Consider the following 19,033-nt stretch of genomic DNA (forward strand, 5'->3'; position numbering starts at 1 on the left):
TTCCGTTGGAAGCGCCGCAGGCTGACCAGCTTTCCTGACAGCTGGCCGCTAGAAGCTAGAAGCCCCCGCATGTGTGCACGCCGCTCAGTCACAGATCAACCGGCCCGGAGGGCCTGACCAGCTCAAGGCTCAAGGCTCAAGGCTGAAGGCTCAATGCCCCCGCATGGTACTCTGCCATCCGCCACCAGCCGGTTCCCCTCGATCTCGATCTCGATCTCGATCTCGACCTCGATCTTTATTTCAATCTCGACCTCCATTTCCCAGGTATGCTATAGTATACATATCAGCCATTCTGACTATTGATAAGAAAAGGGGGAGCACCGTGAAATTTACGCTGATTGACCGGAGCACCTGGGACAGGGAAGAGTATTTCCACTACTTCCTGGACGTGGTGCCCTGCCGGTACAATATGACCGATGAAATCGATATTACGCCTATCATGAAGCGCCACGCCCGTCCTTATCCGGCGCTTCTGCATTTTATCGGCACCGTGGAGAATCATCACAAGCGGTACCGCATGGCCTTCAATGAGAAGGGGGAGCTGGGGTACTACGATGTGGTCCATCCCACGTATACCGTATTTCACCGGGATGACCATACCTTTTCCGCCCTCTGGACTCCATACTCTGAGAAATACGAAGATTTCCTCCATGACTTTGAGGAGGACGAGAAGACATACGGCGACAGGAAGGGACTTTTCGGGAAGCCCGATTTTCCGAAAAATGTGTTTCCCGCTTCCGTGGTGCCCTGGATGCAGTTTAAGGCGCTGCACCTCAGTTTCCCAAAGGCCTTCCACAGCCTGATCCCCATGTATACCCTGGGCCGGATCCACCGGAAGCGGAGCCATTACTACATTCCCCTGGCCGTGGAGTTCCACCATGCCGTGTGCGACGGGTATCACGGATCCCGGGTGTTCCACGAGCTCCAGGGGCTCATTAACAAATGGAAATAGGATGAAAGGGGACGCTATGAATACGGAAGACATTCTTTACTATCTGGAGGGGAAGGGGCTCCTGTCTCCTGCGGACAGTTTCACCATCGTGAAGGGGGAGGAAATTCCCTTCCTGTCCCTTACCATGCCCCATCTCCTGGTCATTATCCACCCCAATCAGGAGGAGGGGGCTCTCTTTGCCCGCCGGGCGCTGGCCATTTATGAGAATGAATCGCCGGTTCTGCTTCTGGCCCGTGGAAATATCCTCCGCCTTACGCTGGAGGAGTTCAGCCATTACGAGGCAAAGGGGGATTTCCTCCTTCTTTTCGACAGCCGGAAGGCGGAAAAGCGGAGTCCCGTGCCCTTTTCCCTTTCGGACCTCAAGGATACCATGCACACCCTCCTGGCTCCCGGCGGCTGCCCCTGGGACAGGAAGCAGGACCATCGGTCCCTGTGCACTTACCTTATCCAGGAGACGGCGGAGGTTATCGATGCTATCGACCATGACGACATGGATAACCTGAAGGAGGAACTGGGGGATCTCCTGTTCCAAGTGGTCTTCCACGCCACCCTGGCGGAGAAGGAAGGGTACTTCACCATGCAGGACGTGGAGGACGGGGTGAACCGGAAGATGATCCGGCGCCATCCTTTCGTCTTCGATAAAGATAAATCTGACAGCTCCGTTTCTACCCCCGAGGGGTGGGAAAAACGTAAAAGAATTGAAAAAAACAGGAAATATCTGCTTTCCGGGGTGCCGAAGTGCTTGCCAAGTCTGCTTTTAGCGTGTATAATTCAAAAGAAAGTTGGTTCCAGCGGACTGCAGGATCTCCTGAATTCCGGAGAGCAGGCAAGATATGAGCGGAATGGTTTCCCCCTTTCTTCCTGTTTGAAATCTGACCGTGTGGCGGAGAAAGAAAAGAAGGCAGGCGCACTGCTCTTTGATTTCGTCCGTATCCTCCGGGAAGAGGGGATTGATCCGGAACTGGCGCTCCACCGGTACTCCCTGAATTTCATGGAAAAGTTCCATGGATTCGAGGTGGATCTGGAAAAGAAGGGGCAGCGGATCACGGATATAGAGCCTGAAAAGGCGCTGCAGCTCTGGAAGGAGTATGTCTCTACCCATTGACCATTTCCCGGCCGGAACCAATGGCGGGATTTCCGCCCATTATTTAAAGGAGGATGTTTAGTTATGAACAAAACAGAACTCGTTGCCGCAGTTGCCCAGCAGGCAGAAATGACAAAGAAAGACGCTGAAAAGGCTGTCAAAGCTGTCTTTGATGTGGTATCTGATGCCCTCGTAAAGGGAGATAAGGTACAGCTCATCGGATTCGGTACTTTCGAAATCCGTCAGCGCAAAGCCCGCGTAGGACACAATCCGTCCACCCAGGCTGAAATCAAGATCCCCGCTTCCAAGACTCCGGCATTCCGCGTTTCTAAACAGCTGAAAGAAAAAGTAAACGCAAAGAAATCCAAAGCCAAGAAAGCAAAGAAATAAGAAGTGAAAAGTAAAGCCTTCCCCCGAGGAGGGCTTTATTTTTTTCGGATGGGTGAGCGTGCGAACAGGTGGTGGCTTTGAGCCCTCAGCCTTGAGCCTTGAGCTGGTCAGGCCCTGCGGGCCGAGTGACGTATGACTGGACGCCGTGCGCACGGGCGGGGGCTTCTAGCTGCTAGTATCTAGCTCTTATGAAATGACCTTTGTCAAGACCCCAAGCATGCCAAATATTCTTGCCAATAAGACTAGTTGCAAGATGTAATGGAATTAAATCGGTTTGGGAAAATTTGAACTTTACATGGAGCGGCTCATGTGATAGCCTGCTTCCTCTATGGCCATATTTTTTCGGCCCCTTGGCTTGGAAATCACATGAGCAGGGGCTCCATGTCAAGTTCAAATTGGTATGCGGGTTCCAGGCAATAGCTGCCTGGACAACATGGAGGAAGAGCTTTGCAGATTATTCCGGGGCTTGATCAGTCTCTTATACGTGGATTAACAGGTCAATGATTTCGCCGCGGGTTCCTTCAATCTTTTATTTGGAATCATGCCTATGCATGTCCTGCAAAGCTAGCACTAGGATAACCCAGCCTCTCTTAACTCAAAGCTCTCCCTTAATATTGTCCAAACCGCTATTCACCTTTTAATCATCTCCCTTCGGCTGTATTTTTATGCTTGCTGCCTAACTCAGAGAACTATGCGTGCGATGTCAAGCTTTCTTACGAATAACGTCAGCAGTGTGTCCAGTCATCATTCCCCAAATAAAGCCACTGAATTCCCGGGCAACGGCAGTAGCAGCAACATTACTGTTTTTCCCTTTCATAATCTTGTCTCTGAACCTTACGCGAAGTCTTCTGTTTGCTTTGTCCGCATAATGAATATCTGATGCACAGCATCCTTCCTGCCGTTTTCTCAAAGCCCTGCTCTTGTATCCGGGCCGCCCCCGTGAAAAGCCGGACCAGACTGCTTCAATCAGCTTCTTCCTCAAAACAATATTTCCGGCTTTTGAAATGCTGCCATAGTTGCCATCTTCATTACTGGAGTGTTCAGTTGGGGTAAGTCCCAAAAAGGACGCAAAATGGCCTGCTGTAGGAAAGCGCTTGAAATCGCCAATAGTTACAATTAAACGAAGTGCAAAGCCATATTCTATTCCAAGGAAACAGCGCAGTTTATTGACATTAGCTGCATACTTTTTCTGCATTGCAAATGACTTAATCCTGACATCCAGATCTTCCAGCTTCTGCTGGAGGGTAAGCAGAGTTGTCATATACTCACTCAATGTTTCCTTATTCAATTCGCTCAGCGGGAGACTCATAATCCAATTCACATGTTTTTGGGTCCAGGTAGCTCCCTGGTTATAATGGAATCCCATCTGGTGCACAAAAGCAGTTATCCGCTGTTTAGTGACTTTAACCATATCCTGATGGTCGTCACGCATCCTGATATAGCGGAAAATGGATTCGTCTTCCTCATCGGGGACATAAATGGAAATACACTCACTTTTCGCCATGGCATTGGTAAGCGCTCTTGAATCAATATAATCATTTTTGAATTTTTTATCTCTGCTGCTTTTCTTCAAAGAAGAAGGAGCTATTACCATACAATCTACATTGGCTGCCATAAGCTTACGGTAAAGGCCATAACCGAATAACCCGGCTTCATAACCACAGATAACATGGCACTCTCTGTTAACGGCTTTTTTGCAATCACCAATGAACCGGAGCACATTCTTTACTGCAGGGCCAAGTTTACGAGGGGGAATAAGATCTAACGTAATAATTTCACCGGCAGGAGACATTTGATTAACGACAGCAGCCATCGTATAGTTTTCGGTATGGGTGTCGATACCAACATAAACGAATGGGATCGGGGACGTAAATGTGCTAGAATAAGACATGATGACCTCCTTGGTTGAGAAAATATGATCCTGTTCTCGTAAAATTGGCCTTGCAACTATATTTTACCGAAATTTGGGCATATACATCAAACTGGGGAGGTCATTTCATATTATCTTTTAGGAAAGCTCAACAGCCTGCGGCACTCAAACCGTTGGACCGGCATCCCACCATGCCATAGGCTGGCCAGCTTTCCTAGCAGCTAGTAGCTAACAGCTAGAGGCCCCACCCGTTCGCACGCTTACTCAATCACGTGACATCCGCCGCGAAGCGGCTGGACCTCAACTCTCAACTCTCAACTCTCAAATCTCAAATCTCAAATCTTTCCCTTTCCCGCGAAGCTGCTGGTCACCTCGATCTCAATCTCGACCTCAATCTCATTCCATCCCTTACCCTTGTATGATATAATTTACGAGTAAGAGTACAGAAAAGGGGAGCAGCCATGTCGGAGAAGCCACGTAAATTTATCATTTTGACAGCCAGTATAGGGACAGGACACAGCCAGGCAGCCCGGGCTATTGCGGAGTCTATCCAGAAGTCCCATCCCTCCGACTCGGTGAGTGTCCTTGATTTCGTGTCTAATAATCCCCTGTCCATTGACCACATCATCAAAGACAGCTACCTGAAAATGATCGACGTTTTCCCCGCCATGTATGACCATCTGTACAGCGATTCCCAGAGCAGCCGGTTTGGTGTGCTTTCCCAGTACATGCTTTCCATTACCTTCAAGCGGAGAATGAGGAGCCTGGCGGAAACACTGAAGCCGGACGCTTTTATTTTTACCCACCCCTTCCCGGCAGGGGCGGCGGACCTCCTGAAGGCGGACGGAAAGATTTCCATGCCCCTTCTCGGTGTGATTACGGACTTTGATATCCACCAGCTCTGGGTAGACCCCCATCTGGACGCTTTCTGTGTGGCTACGCCGGACCTGAAGGACCTCATGGAAACCTACGACATTCCGGGAGATATGATCCACGTCACCGGCATTCCCGTACGCCATTCCTTCTATGAACAGGCGGCACTGAAAAAACCTTTCGAAAAGGGGAGTGTCCTCGTCATGGGCGGCGGCCTGGGCCTGGGCAATGTGACTGACAATATAGAGCGTCTGGACTGTGTGGAAGAAATCTCTAAATTTATCGTCATCACGGGAAAGAACATCGATCTCTACGAAAAGGTGGCGGCCCTTTCAGAACACCTGCACCATCCGGTGGAGCTTCACAGCTATACGAATAAGGTGGCGGAAATCATGGCAAGAAGTGAGATTCTCGTCACAAAGCCCGGCGCATTGACCTGCACCGAAGCCATGGTGATGGGGCTGCCCATGATCCTCGTGAATACGCTGCCCGGACAGGAACGGGCCAACGCCCTCCACATGAAGCGCCAGGGCTGCGCGGAATGGGTGAAACGGGGGGACCTGGCCGAAACGGCCCGGATGATCCTCCGGAATCCGGATATCCGAGAAAAAATGGCCGCTGCCTGCGGCACCAGCCACCCGGACAGCGCGAAAAACGTGGTGGATGTGCTCTATGGGATGGTGGATTGAGAGAGGACAGCAGCGGCTGCGCCGCAAAGAGTTAAGATTTGAGAGTTGAGAGTTGAGGTCCAGCCGCTTTGCGGCGGCTGTCAGGCGGCTGAGCGTCGTGCGAACGGTTGGGGGCTTCCAGCTTCTAGCTTCTAGCTGCCAGGAAAGATGGCCAGCCTACGGCGACGGATTCGTCCGAGTAGAAGATTTTCGTGCCGTAGGCTATTGAGCCTTTCTAGCAGCTAGAAGCTAATAGCTAACAGCCCCACGCTGGTGACTCTAACCGAAAGCATCTCAATTCGCCGTGGAGCGGCTGGCGCTCAATGTTTTACTCCATTCTCAATTCTTTCCTTTCTCCCCCCAATGATGTACAATAAAGCAATACGCTATGTATTGTGTCGAGTAAAGGAGAATTTCATGCATGAAGTTTTAGATTGGATTTATTCCATCATTGTGGCCCTGTTCCTGGCCATGGTGATTCACATTTTCCTCTTCGTTCCTACCAAGGTATCCGGAGAGTCCATGTACCCCACACTGACGAACGGGGAGTACCTCATCGTTTCCAAAATCATCCATGTCATGCGGGAAGTACCGAATTACGGAGATATCGTCATCATCGACAGCCGCACCCACAGGGAACGGTCCTGGATGGATGACCTGGCGGAACCGCTGGAAAACTATATCGCCATTTTCAACAAATCTTCCCAGGGACACAACGTATGGGTGAAGAGAGTCATCGGAAAAGGCGGAGACAAACTGGAATTCAAGAACGGCCACGTATACCGGAACGGCGAAAAGCTGGACGAACCGTACATCAATGAACCCATGGAATTTTCCATGGACGGTTCCTACACGGTACCGGAGGGCAAGGTCTTCGTGATGGGGGATAACCGCAATCACAGTTCCGACAGCCGCTTCATCGGCCCCGTGCCGGTGGACCACGTCCTGGGACGGGTGGTATTCAAGTTCTGATGAGTGAGAAAGGGCAGCATGCTGAAGGGTATGCTGTCTTTTTTGTTTATAGAGTTGAGATTTGAGATTTGGGAGTTGAGGTCCCGCCGCTCCGCGGCGGATTTCGATGCTTATGGTTGGAGTCACTGGAGTGGAGCTGCAGATCACCCGGATACCAACTGCTTAACCGCCGCTGATGGCATTCCTCGATCTCGATCTCGGTCTCGGTCTCAATCTCCATCTTTGACCATCCCCATGGCTTATGTTAGAATATAACAGTCATCGAAACATATTGACTAAAATGCAATAGCGAGGCGATATATATGGCACATTGTAATGAAAACTATTTGAATCTTCAGGGCGCATACCTTTTCGCGACGGTTCGCCAGAAACAGGAGGCCTATAAGAAAGCCCATCCCGATGCGGATATTATTTCCCTGGGTATCGGCGACGTGACCCAACCCCTGGCTCCGGTGGTTATCGAAGCCATGCACAAGGCTGTGGATGAAATGGCCCATATGGAAACATTCCGGGGCTACGGTCCGGAACAGGGCTACCTCTTCCTCCGGGAAGCCATTGCAAAGCACGATTTCCAGGCTCGGCGCTGCGACATTTCTCCCGATGAAATCTTCGTCAGCGACGGTGCCAAGTGCGATACGGGCAACATGCAGGAAATCTTCGCACAATCCGATATCGTAGCGGTAACGGATCCTGTATACCCGGTATACGTAGACAGCAATGTCATGGCAGGCCGCAGCGGCAAGTTTGTTCACGGTTCCTATGAACGGCTGGAATACCTGCCCTGCTATGAGGAATGCGGCTTCAAAGCCAACCTTCCTTCCCATGATCCCATGATCATTTACCTCTGCTCCCCGAACAACCCCACCGGCGCTGCCCTGAATAAGAAGAACCTCACCATGTGGGTGAAGTACGCAAAGCAGACGGGTTCCGTCATTTTCTTCGATGCTGCCTATGAAGCCTTCATTACGGAAGACGATATTCCCCACAGCATTTATGAAATCGAAGGGGCCAAAGAAGTGGCCATCGAATTCCGTTCCTACTCCAAGACCGCCGGTTTCACCGGCGTCCGCTGCGGCTACTGCGTGGTACCGAAGGAACTGATGCTGGAAACAAAGAGCGGTGAAAAGGTATCGGCCAATGCCCTCTGGGACCGCCGCCAGTGCACCAAGTTCAACGGCTGCTCCTACATCGTACAGAGAGGCGCTGAAGCGATTTACACCGAAGAAGGACAGAAACAGATCCAGGCTACCCTGGACATTTACAGAAATAATGCCAAGGTCATCCTCCAGGGCGTCAAAGATGCTGGACTTACCGCCTGCGGCGGCGTGAACAGCCCCTACGTATGGATGTCCGTTCCCAAGGGAATGACGAGCTGGGAATTCTTTGATTTCCTGCTGGACAAAGCAAGAATCATCTGCACCCCGGGCTCCGGCTTCGGCCCCTGCGGCGAAGGTTATGTCCGCCTCACCTCTTTCAACACACCGGAACTGACCAAAGAAGCGGTGGAAAGAATGAAGAAAGCACTGGCTTCCCTGAAGAAATAAACGGGAAGTCTGGGGAAGCGCTGATTAATTCGCAGAGTCAGATTTCATAAGGATTTTTATGTACTGCTTCGTCATAAATCGGCCAAGGATAAAAGGAAGGCGCTTTTATGTGCAGAGAAAGCGCCAACTTACCTTGGCTCAGCAGTCCTATGCAGGACTGCTGCCTTAAATAGCTCGCTATTTGGGTCGAGTTATTCCTCACATTGCATAAAAAATCCAAGAATGAAATCCGACAACGATTTAATCAGTGCTTCCCGGGAATTACAAAGTTTTTCCGGAAATCTACCTTTCAATCTGACAGGTAGATTTCTGCATGTCCAGATAAAGGAGTCTCCATGAGTACAAATCTGCAGATCGGCATTGTAGGCCTTCCGAACGTAGGGAAGAGCACCCTTTTCAATGCCATCACCAAAGCCGGAGCAGAAGCGGCGAATTTCCCATTCTGCACCATTGAACCGAATGTGGGTGTCGTAGAGGTGCCGGACCACCGGATCTATGACCTGGCAGCCATGTTCAAGCCGAAGAAGACTACTCCCGCCTTCACAAGGTTCGTGGATATTGCAGGCCTCGTAGCCGGCGCATCCAAGGGCGAAGGTCTTGGCAACCAGTTCCTGAGCCACATCCGTGAAACCGATGCCATTGCCCACGTGGTCCGCTGCTTCGAAGACGGCAACATTACCCACGTGGAAGGATCCATTGACCCGGTGCGGGATATGGATATCATCAACACGGAACTGTGCCTGGCGGACCTGGAAAGCGTGGACAAGAAGAAGGCAAAAACCGCAAAACTCGCCCAGGCAGGCATCAAGGAAGCCAAGGCAGACCTGCCGGTACTCCAGAAGGTATATGATGCCCTCCAGAACGGCACTCCGGCAAGGGCCCTGGACCTTTCGGAAGATGACCTGGAAATCCTGAAGGAACTGAACCTGATCACCCTGAAGCCCGTACTCTACGTGCTCAACATGGCGGAAGACGATATTTCCGACCCCATGGCCAATCCCCATGTGAAGGCAGCCGCAGAACAGGCAGAAAAGGAAGGGGCCAAATGGGTGCCCATTTCCGCTGAAATCGAGCAGGAAGTATCGGAACTTGATGCAGATGAAGCCAAGGCATTCCTGGAAGACCTGGGAGAAGAAGAACCGGGCCTCAACCGCCTCATCCGCACGGCCTACTCCATGCTGGGACTCATCAATTTCTTCACTGTAGGCCCCGATGAATGCCGTTCCTGGACTGTCCGGGAAGGGACAAAGGCACCGAAGGCGGCAGGCAAGATCCACAGCGATATCGAACGGGGCTTTATCCGTGCCGAAATCGTATCCTATGACGACCTCATGGCCTGCGGCTCCTACGCAGCGGTCCGTGAAAAGGGCCTCCTCCGGGTGGAAGGTAAGGATTACGTCATCCAGGACGGAGATATCGCTTACTTCCGGTTTAATGTGTAAGTTTTGGCAGAAAAGGGCTGTGACTGTTCACGGCCCTTTTTGAGTAGACAGATCGAGATCGAGATGGAGGCCGAGGGCATCCGCCTGCGGCAAAAAGGAAGAATTGAGATTTGAGTGAAGAGAATTGAGGTCCAGCGGCGGAGCCGCTGATTCCGTTTGTGTTTATCTGTATTAGGGATAGAGTTATTTGGGACGGAGCTGGTTGCTGGCTGGCAGCTGGTGGCTGGGTGGGCAGGTCCTGTGAGCCAGATATCAGTAAGGATCTGTGCATTATTAAGCTATTCATATGATGGCCTGATGACATAATTCCAATCAGGATGAAATTCATTCCTTAACAGATTAATGCCAGCAAATTCCTTGTCAGAAACTTTAGTGCCTTTAGGGTAGACTGCGGTATCCGCTTTACACCGAACCACAAGCCCATTATCGGTAGTTGTTGAAGCGATCAGATTAACGATAATTTCAAGCGTTTCCAAAGGACGGCCTCGCCAGTTCTTTGTAATTTGGCTGAATAGTCGATGCTCTATTTTATTCCATTTGGATGTTCCGGACGGGAAGTGGCAGACTTCGATTTCAAGGCCACTTTCATCAGCAAATTTTTGCAGCTCAAATTTCCAAAGCCGGCTATGGCTTCCATTGCTTCCACCACCATCTGCCGTAATTAACAGACGGGTTGCTTCAGGATATCGTGGTTTACCCATCTCATCCCACCAGGAGCGGATCGAATTCACTGCGAACTGCGCAGTATCTGAGCTTACTCCCACATTCACAAACCCTTCATTGGCTGCAATATCGTAAACGCCGTAAGGAGCAGCTTTTCCCTTGTCAGGAAGAGGAAAGTCATGGTCAAGAACGTTTACCGGATTTCCTTTTTTGGCATATTCGGCTCCGCTATTTTTGAAATTTCCAATGTTTTCCTTTTTCTTACAGTCTATGGAAATAACAGGAAACCCGTTTTCCATGTATTCTTCAGCAGTTTCGTTGATGTGCCGGAACTGTGCGTCCCTGTCTGGGTGCTGGCTTCCAACCTGGTTCATTTTTTGATTGATTTGGAGGCTGTAACCCATATCTTTCAAGAGGTATCCGATTTTACGATATTTAATCTTATAACCACGGGCATTCATTTCCGCTTCGAGGTTACGCAGGCTCTTTGTCGTCCAACGCAAAGGTCCTTGGGGATCTCCAAAAGTGGAATTTTCCATAAGGCTTTCAAGTGCTTCTATAATTCCCGGCTGAGTAACCTCTATGGGCTTACGACCGCCGCCTTCCCTTCGGATACGAGGGGAAGGTGCATCTTGAGATAAATAGGGATGTTCAGAATTCAGATCTTTTATGCCATTCGTTATGGTTACCCGGGATACGCCAGTGGCTTTGCTGATAGCAGTAATTCCACCGTGGCCGAGTGCTTCGGCTTCAGAGGCCAGATATACTCGTTTCTGCGCCTCGTTAAGCAGTGGAAGCATCTTATTGATTTTATCTACAGGGACTTCTTTAACCATGCTGATTTCCTCCTTGGCATCAGCATAGCATTTTTTACACTTTTAATCAATTAAAATGTAAATATTGTTTGTGCATAATTCCTAAGTACCAACACTGTGCGTATGATTCTATCTATCAAAAGCGTGCCCCCTTGGAGAAGGGGGCAGCCCAAAGGGCGGGGGATGGATCCGCCTCGAAGAGGCTGGGCCTGCAAAGCAGAAGGCTCAGGATGTAAAAGATTTTCCATCACACCGGGGGACTACGATTACGGAGATCCATCCTGCGGCTTTGCCGCGCCCCTTCTCTAAGGGGCTGCATGTTTACGGGATACGTCACAATAGATGGTAACCCTTCTTTCGAGGCTTCCGGTAAGCACGTGCCCCCTTGGAGAAGGGGGCAGCCCAAAGGGCGGGGGATGGATCCGCCTCGAAGAGGCTGGGCCTGCAAAGCAGGAGGCTCAGGATGTAAAAGATTTTCCATCACACCGGGGGACTACGATTACGGAGATCCATCCTGCGGCTTTGCCGCGCCCCTTCTCTAAGGGGCTGCATGTTTACGGGATACGTCACAATAGATGGTAACCCTTCTTTCGAGGCTTCCGGTAAGCACGTGCCCCCTTGGAGAAGGGGGCAGCCCAAAGGGCGGGGGATGGATCCGCCTCGAAGAGGCGGGCTCTGCAAAGCAGCTGACCAGCTTTTCTGGCAGCTGGAAGCTAAAAGCCTTCACCCGTTTGCTTGGCGCCCGGTCATACATACCTGCCACGAAGCGGCTAATCAGCTCAAGGCTCAAAGCTCAAAGCTCAAGGCCCCGCCCGTTCGCATGGCGCCCGGCCACAGTTTCCATCCATACGTTTTCCCGAAAGGAGCCATCTTTGGAACCTATTTATAAAGAAATTATTGCGGGCACCTTCATAGATCGGCCGAACCGGTTTGTGTGCCACGTCCTTGTTCATGGCAAGGCGGAAACCTGCCATATGCCAAACCCCGGGAGGATGCGGGAATTCCTGTTTCCCGGGGTCACACTGTACCTCACGCCGAACCGTCCCGGACTCCGCACGGCGTACCGGGTGGTGGGGGTGAAAAAGGGAGAAGACATATTCTACCTGGACACCACGAAGGCCAATGACGTGGCGGCCTGCCTCGTGCAGCATCGGAAAATCCCGGGATGGGAAAACTATTTCCTGGCAGGCCGGGAAGTGACCATGGGGGACAGCCGGTTCGACCTGCTCTTGGGGGATGCGGAAACCGGGGAGACCTTCCCGGTGGAAGTGAAATCCTGCAGCCTTTCCGGGGAAAGGGGCGCCATGTTTCCCGATGCCCCCACGGAGCGGGGAGAAAAACACATGGCCCATCTGGTCACCATGGCAGAGAACGGGGAACACGCAGGGCTCCTGGTGCTGGTACATTACCGGAAGGCCCAATGGTTTCTTCCCAATTTCCATACGGACCTGCCCTTTGGGGAATGGTTCCGGAAGGGCATGGATGTGCTGGACTGGAAGGCGGCAGGCCTCTCCTGGACCGAGGATTTCACCATGCCCGAGTCCGTCCGCCTCATAGGAAGCTCGAAAAAGGCACTGGATGAGGAGATGGGTAATGCGGGGGATTACATGATTGTCCTTCACCTCGAAGAGGACCGGGACATTCCCACCGGGAGCCTGGGCACCCTCCATTACCGGAAGGGGTACTACGTGTACGCCGGATCGGCGAAAAGGAACCTGGACCAGCGCATGGCCCACCACCGGGCGCTCCGGAAGAAGAAGCACTGGCACATGGATTACCTCCGGCAGCAGTGTTCTTTCCTCGCAGCCCTGCCTATCCGCACGAAGGAGGACCTGGAGCATCGGCTGGCAGGACGGCTGGCGGACATTGCGGACTGGTCGGTAAAGGGCTTCGGCTGCACCGACTGCCACTGCGAATCCCATCTCTTCGGATTTGAGGAGAATCCCCTGCACCTTAGAAAGTTTGTAAAAATCGAAGAGGATTTTGAAATCAACCGGCTGGACCGGTATTTCAGGTAATTAAAAAGGACTGTGACTGCACAGTCCTTTTTAATTGGGGGTTTTACGGATTGAGTCATTCGTGCGGGGCCTTGAGCTAAATAGGCCCTCCGGGCCGGTGGTATGGCTTGGCGGCGTGCAAACGGGCGAGGGCTTCTAGTGTCTAATTTCGTAAGTTTCCGATTGTATCCCTAAGTTGCGAACCCTTGACCTCACGTTTTTTCCAGCGGAACGGTTCTGCATGCTCATTGTAGGCAGCAATAAACTTTTTAATCGCTGACACGAGATCCGAAACAGAGTCAAAACTTGCCCCTCGGAGCACTTTTCGCGACATAATGTTAAACCATATTTCCACTTCATTCAGCCAGCTCGCTGACGTTGGTGTGTAATGAAAATGGACATTAGGATGCTTTTCCAGCCAGTCGTTTAAGCGCTTGTGCGTGCAGTAATTATCGACAATAACATGATATTGCACTTTGTCTCCACCCGGCTCACTTTTCAATAAGTCATTTAAAAATTCTTCAAAGTCCTCTCTGGTTTTTCTCTTTGTTGCCTTTCCATAAATTTGTCCGGTAGCTACCTCCAGTGCACCGAATAAATTTATTGTTCCATTCCTCCGATATGTGCTTTTCAACCCGCGCACAATTTTCTTGTTATGAGTAAGTACATATCCTTGGGCTCTACTTAAGGCCTGTATCGATGGTTTCTCATCAACGCTGATTACGACAGCATTCTCTGGCGGGTCCAAGTAAAGCCCCACGATATCAGCAGACTTTTTAGTAAACTCCGGATCAGTACTGACACACCAGGAACGCTGCCTTGCCAGCTGTATTCCTTCCTTTCTCATAAGTTGCCAAATGGCAGCCTTTGAGACATTCAGAACTCTTGCCAGTGTAGGACCATCCCAGTGTGCTAACCCGTCTGGAGGCGCTTCCTTCAGCTTATTTAACACCATTTCGCGAAATTCCGGTTCATATTGAGCAGTACGTCCCTGCCTTTTCTTATCCTGTAACCCAGGGATGCCCTGTTCAGCGAAACGATTCCGCCAAAGACTAACGGTATTGGGGCGTTCCCCCAACTTAGCCGCGATATCCTTGATTTGCATTCCATCAAGACATAGAAGAACCATTTTTGCACGTCTTACAATGCGATGCTCTGTTTTTTGAGAGTTTACGATTTTATGCAGTTCTATGCGTTCGCTTTCGGAGCAGCGTATTTGCTTAGCAACTTTTGGCATAACGTTATCCCTCCCTGCAATTTGCATTTATCTGGAATAAGTATACCATTATTTGCTATGTCCGACAATACAATCTATTATTTATGAAATTAGACACTAGCTTCTAGCGGCTAGCCGCTAGGAAAACCGAGCAGCCTGCGGCACTCCAATGGTTTGGCTACCTGTTTTTCATGCCGCAGGCGGACCAGCTTTCCTAACTGCTAACAGCTAGCAGCTAGCAGCCCCGCCCGTTTGCACGAGTGCCAGCCACCAGATACCAGCCACCAGCAGCCCATTGGCCGCGGTGCCTCAATGTTTCACTCAATTCTCAATTCTATTTTTTTCCTCCTTCGCATCGGCCCGATAGCGGATGGAGAAGTAGATGAAGAAGAGGAGAGCCCCAGTGAAGCCGGCGAGGGCGGTGAGCTGGGCGCTCTTTAATCCGAAGGCCAGTGTGCCGTAGTCGCCGCGGAAATATTCCAGGAAGAACCGGAGGATAGAGTACAGCATGATGTAGAGGCAGAACGTGGTGCCCCGGGCATGCTTCGAGCAGGCGTACCAGAGGAGGAGGCCCAGGATGATGAGGTCCCCCTGGCATTCCCACACTTCCGCCGGCCACAGGGGCTGGGCGCCGTAGGTCTGGTAGGCCAGGGTGGTGGAGGGGTAGAGAATACCGAAATCAGCCCCCGTGGGATGGCCGAAGGCGTCGCCGTTCATGAAGTTTGCAATCCGTCCGATGGCCTGGCCGAAGATGATGGCCGGCGCCACGATGTCCGCAAACTGGAGGGCCGGGATGTGGTGTTTCCGGAGGAAAATATAGGCTCCCGTGCAGGCAAAGATGACGCCTCCCTGGATAGCCATGCCTCCCTGCCAGACGTAGGGGATTTCCAGCAGGTGGTTATGGTAGTAACCCCAGTCAAAGAAGAAGACATCCCACAGCCTTCCGCCGATGATGCCCACAAAGGCAATGGTGAGGCCCAGGTCAAACATGATTTCATGCCAGCCTCTCCCGTCTTTTTTCAGCAGGTAGTAGGCCATGACGCAGCCGAAGATAATACCCAGGGAAAAGAATATCCCGTAGAAGCGGATAGGAAATCCGCCGATAAATGTGACGTACTGATGCATTTGAACTGACTCCTTTTGGATACAATGTTGGGGTACCTGTGTACTTTCAGGGCCTTGAGCTTTGAGTGCTGCAGCCGCTTCGCGGCAAATGCACCCCTTCAGTCGACGAGTAATTGATCACTTGCTTCCCCCTCTGGGAGAAGTCCCGCATAGCGGGCAAGGGGGTGCATTTGCTGGGAATCGGCTGATCGGCTTTTGGGAAAGCTAACAGCTGGCAGCCCCGCACCTGGAGACTCCAACCGTAAGAATCGAATCCCCGCGGCAAAGCCGCCGGACCTCAATTCTCAACTCTCAAATCTCAATTCTTTTATTAATATTACATACTGTCTATTATACAATACGAGGCACAGGAAGAAGTGACTTTTATAAATATAGTACTTTTTCTATAAATTGTAAATAATAAGACAAAAATTAGCGATTGTACGGCAGCTTTATATAAAGAACTCAGATGGGGCTAATAATAAAAAACTTTTATACCTATAGGGGGTATATGCATGTCGAGGAAAATAATGAAATTCTCATAAATAGATAAAGGGATAGAAACCACAAAATATACAGTATTTGTCGTGCTTTTCTGGATTCAGACACCCCTTGCGAAATAAAATAACTGATAATGATTATTGGAAGTAACTCATTTTTTCTATTTTTTTTACAAATAATGACTTGAATTCCTTCAATCTCATGGTATGATGTTCATAGATATTAAGTTCAAGAAAGAACTTATCTCAGCTGCATTAAAGGAATCTGCCATAACAATAACAATATCTTCTGCGGTTCCGCCAATAATAATAATAAAATTCAAGAATGGCAGCTGTTTTTTATGTGCTTTGCACTTTTTAATTTTGGAGGTACCATTATGAGAAACTGTGTATTAATCATTGAGCATGATTCCAGTGTGAGCCGCTTCATGCAGCTGAAACTGGAAGAAGCGGGTTTCACAACCCTTGTAGATAATACAGGCGATTCCGCCGTAGATATGGCCGGTCAGAGACAGGCCGATGTGATTGTCCTGGATCCCGATGAACCCATGAAAAATGGCCATGATATCCTGGGCAAGGTCAGGGAAATCAGCAGCATTCCTGTGATTTACCTGTCCGCTGATGCCAGCGTGGACGCAAAGGTGGATGCCCTGAACGCCGGCGCCGACGATTACATGACGAAACCCTATGCCACGAAGGAACTGATTGCCCGTATCCATGCGGCTCTTCGCCGTCATGAAGAACCGAAGATCATCGTGGATCCCGCATTCACCATCGGTGACCTGTCCATTTACCCGGACCGCCACGAAGTAAGGGTGGGGGACCAAATCATTGACCTCACGAAGAAGGAATTCGACCTTCTCCTCTTCCTGGCAAAGAACAAGAACCGGGTCATCCGGCGGGAAGAAATCCTGGAAAAGGTCTGGGGCTATGGCTATGCCGGCAAGACGAATATTGTGGATGTGTACGTGCGCTACCTCAGAAGCAAAATCGACGAGAAGGTAGGAAAGAAATATATCCATACGGTCCGCGGCATCGGTTACGCCGCCAGGGACTGATATGATCCAGCAGGTTATTGTAGTAGAAGGGAAATCGGATATAGCCCGGGTGGGCATGGCAGTGGATGCGGACATGATTGCCACCGGCGGTTTTGCGCTCTCCCGTGCAACTGTCGAGAAAATCCGGAATGCCTATGAGAAACGGGGCATCATTATCCTGACAGACCCTGACGGACCGGGTGAACGGATCCGGCAGCGGCTGACAAAGCTGTTTCCGAAGGCCCTTCATGCCTTTGTGCCCAAGTCCGAAGCTTCCACGGAAGATGACGTGGGCATCGAAGATGCTTCTCCGGAATCTATCCGGAAAGCCCTGTCCACACTTCGCATCCGGCAGATGGAGGATTCCCATCTCTTTTCTGCGGCGGACCTCTTTGATGCGGGATTGATCGGCGAAGCCGATTCCGCTTCCCGGAGGGCCAGGGTGGGAGCCATCCTTGGTATCGGCTATGGCAACGGCAAGCAGTTCGTGAAGCGGCTGAATCACTATGGCATTACCCGGGAAGAATGGAAAAGGGCCGTAGAAGCCTGTGAGGAGGGATCATCATGTTAGAAGCCAACCTGGCAGACCGACAGGTGGTGCAGTACGTGATCAAGCGGTTCGGCATCCATGCGAAACACAAACTGGGCCAGAATTTCCTCATCCGTCCCGATGTGGTGGCAGCCATCGCGGAGGCGGCGGAATTGGGAAAGGGTGTGCCGGTCATGGAAATCGGTGCCGGCATCGGCACCCTGACCCAGGCCCTGGCAGAGACCGGCGCCGATGTGACAGCTTTCGAACTGGATAAGAGCCTGGAGCGGGTTCTTTCCCATACCCTGGAACACTATAAGAACGTCCATATTATCTATGAAGATGTACTGAAGGCAGACCTGAAGACCATCCTGGGGGACCGGGACTGGCGGTGCGCCGCAAACCTGCCCTACTACATCACCACCCCCATCCTTCTGTCCCTCATCCAGTCGGACCTTCCCATTTCGCTCTTCGTCTTCATGATGCAGAAAGAAGTGGCGGACCGGATCCTGGCGGCGCCGGGGTCCAAGGACTACGGCGCCCTGACGCTGGCGGTGAATTTTGACTGCACTTCGGAGCGGGTTCTCGATATTCCGCCTGCCGCCTTCATCCCAAGGCCCCAGGTCACCTCTACGGTGCTGAAGCTCCGGCGGCGAAAGGAACCGGCGGTGGCTGTGAAGGACAGGAAACTCTTCTTCCGCCTGGTGAAGATGGGATTCGGCCAGCGGCGCAAAGTATTCACCAACGCCATGAAGGCCGGCGGCATCCCGGCAGACTTGATCCCGGTGATCCTTGCAAAAGCGGACATCGACGGCAAACGGAGAGGGGAGACCTTCTCCATGGAAGAATACGGCCGCCTGGCAGATGCCTGGTTCGATGAAATCCATAAGGAATGAACAAAGCAGGAGGAACACTCCTGCTTTTTCAGGCGCTGTTGATTCAAGTCATCGGCGCGGCCCGTTTGGCCTGCCTGTTTGTGGAGTATCTTATAATAGACTATAACCTTTCTTTTGATGCTTCCGGTAAGTACGTGCCCCCTTGGAGAAGGGGGCAGCCCGAAGGGCAGGGGATGGATCCGCCTCGGAGAGGCGGGTTCTGCAAAGCGGATTAAAAGAACCCATTTGCCCCTGAGCGGCTGACTTGCTCAAGGCGAAATGCTCAAGGCCCCACCCTTTCCCACGTACGCCGGGCTCTATACATGCAGCAGCTGTTACAGTCAGAAAACTTTGTTCCCCGTTGCTTCTTTATGGAGGAATGGTATAATGGCTCTTAGATTCAGTAGAGCTGCGTTCATGAAAATCCATGTTTTTTTATAAGCTCCGTCCAGCGCTGTATAGCGCCGGGCGTTTTTTTATGAGTTACACCGGAAAGAACGGA

The 19,033-nt window shown here is 51.2% G+C and carries 16 protein-coding genes; 11 read left to right on the top strand and 5 right to left on the bottom strand.

The genetic code is table 11. The features are described 5' to 3' along the window. Positions 1-122 precede the first annotated feature (122 nt). A complete protein-coding gene (locus ACFWUL_RS04665; protein ID WP_416177942.1) occupies positions 123-257 on the bottom strand; it encodes a hypothetical protein in 135 nt (44 codons plus the stop codon). Between the two features lie 65 nt (positions 258-322). Between ACFWUL_RS04665 and ACFWUL_RS04670 the strand changes: the two genes are divergently transcribed. The 3 genes from ACFWUL_RS04670 to ACFWUL_RS04680 all read left to right on the top strand — a co-directional run bounded on the left by ACFWUL_RS04670 (position 323) and on the right by ACFWUL_RS04680 (position 2,426). Then, on the top strand, positions 323-952 hold the full coding sequence (locus tag ACFWUL_RS04670) for a CatA-like O-acetyltransferase (RefSeq protein WP_297020481.1): 630 nt from the start codon (positions 323-325) through the stop codon (positions 950-952). A gap of 16 nt (positions 953-968) precedes the next feature. Continuing rightward, on the top strand, positions 969-2,057 hold the full coding sequence (mazG, locus tag ACFWUL_RS04675) for a nucleoside triphosphate pyrophosphohydrolase (protein WP_416177943.1): 1,089 nt from the start codon (positions 969-971) through the stop codon (positions 2,055-2,057). A 63-nt stretch (positions 2,058-2,120) separates the two neighbouring features. Beyond that, positions 2,121-2,426 (top strand): HU family DNA-binding protein, encoded by a 306-nt coding sequence (locus ACFWUL_RS04680; RefSeq protein ID WP_416177944.1) that lies wholly within the window; start codon positions 2,121-2,123, stop codon positions 2,424-2,426. 703 nt (positions 2,427-3,129) lie between these two features. On the opposite strand, the gene ACFWUL_RS04685 is transcribed toward ACFWUL_RS04680, so the two are convergent. Beyond that, positions 3,130-4,317, bottom strand: a complete 1,188-nt coding sequence (locus ACFWUL_RS04685; RefSeq protein ID WP_416177945.1) for an IS110 family transposase — start codon at positions 4,315-4,317, stop codon at positions 3,130-3,132. A gap of 440 nt (positions 4,318-4,757) precedes the next feature. Between ACFWUL_RS04685 and ACFWUL_RS04690 the strand changes: the two genes are divergently transcribed. From ACFWUL_RS04690 to ychF, 4 genes are all read left to right on the top strand, one after another. After that, on the top strand, positions 4,758-5,858 hold the full coding sequence (locus ACFWUL_RS04690; protein ID WP_416177946.1) for an MGDG synthase family glycosyltransferase: 1,101 nt from the start codon (positions 4,758-4,760) through the stop codon (positions 5,856-5,858). Between the two features lie 396 nt (positions 5,859-6,254). Then, on the top strand, positions 6,255-6,809 hold the full coding sequence (lepB, locus tag ACFWUL_RS04695; protein ID WP_297022518.1) for a signal peptidase I: 555 nt from the start codon (positions 6,255-6,257) through the stop codon (positions 6,807-6,809). A 302-nt stretch (positions 6,810-7,111) separates the two neighbouring features. Further along, a complete protein-coding gene (locus tag ACFWUL_RS04700; protein WP_416177947.1) occupies positions 7,112-8,353 on the top strand; it encodes an LL-diaminopimelate aminotransferase in 1,242 nt (413 codons plus the stop codon). A gap of 335 nt (positions 8,354-8,688) precedes the next feature. Continuing rightward, on the top strand, positions 8,689-9,795 hold the full coding sequence (gene ychF, locus ACFWUL_RS04705; RefSeq protein WP_297019071.1) for a redox-regulated ATPase YchF: 1,107 nt from the start codon (positions 8,689-8,691) through the stop codon (positions 9,793-9,795). Between the two features lie 278 nt (positions 9,796-10,073). Here ychF and ACFWUL_RS04710 read toward each other — a convergent pair whose 3' ends face one another. After that, positions 10,074-11,294 carry an ISAzo13 family transposase gene (locus ACFWUL_RS04710; RefSeq protein ID WP_416176873.1) on the bottom strand — a complete coding sequence of 407 codons (1,221 nt, stop codon included), beginning with the start codon at positions 11,292-11,294 and terminating at the stop codon, positions 10,074-10,076. An 851-nt stretch (positions 11,295-12,145) separates the two neighbouring features. Here ACFWUL_RS04710 and sfsA point away from each other — a divergent pair. Continuing rightward, entirely contained in the window at positions 12,146-13,291 is a 1,146-nt protein-coding gene (gene sfsA / locus ACFWUL_RS04715) for a DNA/RNA nuclease SfsA (RefSeq protein WP_416177948.1), read from the top strand. 142 nt (positions 13,292-13,433) lie between these two features. Here sfsA and ACFWUL_RS04720 read toward each other — a convergent pair whose 3' ends face one another. Together ACFWUL_RS04720 and lgt are read right to left on the bottom strand one after the other, a co-directional pair. Next, the gene (locus ACFWUL_RS04720) at positions 13,434-14,507 is read right to left on the bottom strand and encodes an IS630 family transposase (protein WP_416177949.1); all 1,074 of its coding nucleotides are present in this window, start codon (positions 14,505-14,507) and stop codon (positions 13,434-13,436) included. Between the two features lie 300 nt (positions 14,508-14,807). Then, positions 14,808-15,611, bottom strand: coding sequence for a prolipoprotein diacylglyceryl transferase (lgt, locus tag ACFWUL_RS04725; RefSeq protein WP_416177950.1), 804 nt, complete (start codon positions 15,609-15,611; stop codon positions 14,808-14,810). A gap of 856 nt (positions 15,612-16,467) precedes the next feature. Here lgt and ACFWUL_RS04730 point away from each other — a divergent pair. Genes ACFWUL_RS04730 through rsmA form a run of 3 tightly spaced genes read left to right on the top strand, consistent with a single transcriptional unit; the run spans position 16,468 to position 18,552 of the window. Beyond that, positions 16,468-17,148: a response regulator transcription factor gene (locus tag ACFWUL_RS04730; protein ID WP_416177951.1), complete on the top strand. Its 681-nt coding sequence runs from the start codon at positions 16,468-16,470 to the stop codon at positions 17,146-17,148. Between the two features lies 1 nt (position 17,149). Then, positions 17,150-17,698, top strand: coding sequence for a ribonuclease M5 (gene rnmV, locus ACFWUL_RS04735; protein WP_297023101.1), 549 nt, complete (start codon positions 17,150-17,152; stop codon positions 17,696-17,698). Continuing rightward, positions 17,692-18,552 carry a 16S rRNA (adenine(1518)-N(6)/adenine(1519)-N(6))-dimethyltransferase RsmA gene (rsmA, locus tag ACFWUL_RS04740; RefSeq protein ID WP_297023098.1) on the top strand — a complete coding sequence of 287 codons (861 nt, stop codon included), beginning with the start codon at positions 17,692-17,694 and terminating at the stop codon, positions 18,550-18,552. Before rnmV ends, rsmA begins: the two co-directional genes overlap by 7 nt. Positions 18,553-19,033 lie beyond the last annotated feature (481 nt).

Origin of the sequence: Dialister sp. (genome assembly GCF_047832375.1) — a bacterium.
In the GTDB taxonomy this organism is placed as follows: Bacteria; Bacillota; Negativicutes; order Veillonellales; family Dialisteraceae; genus Dialister.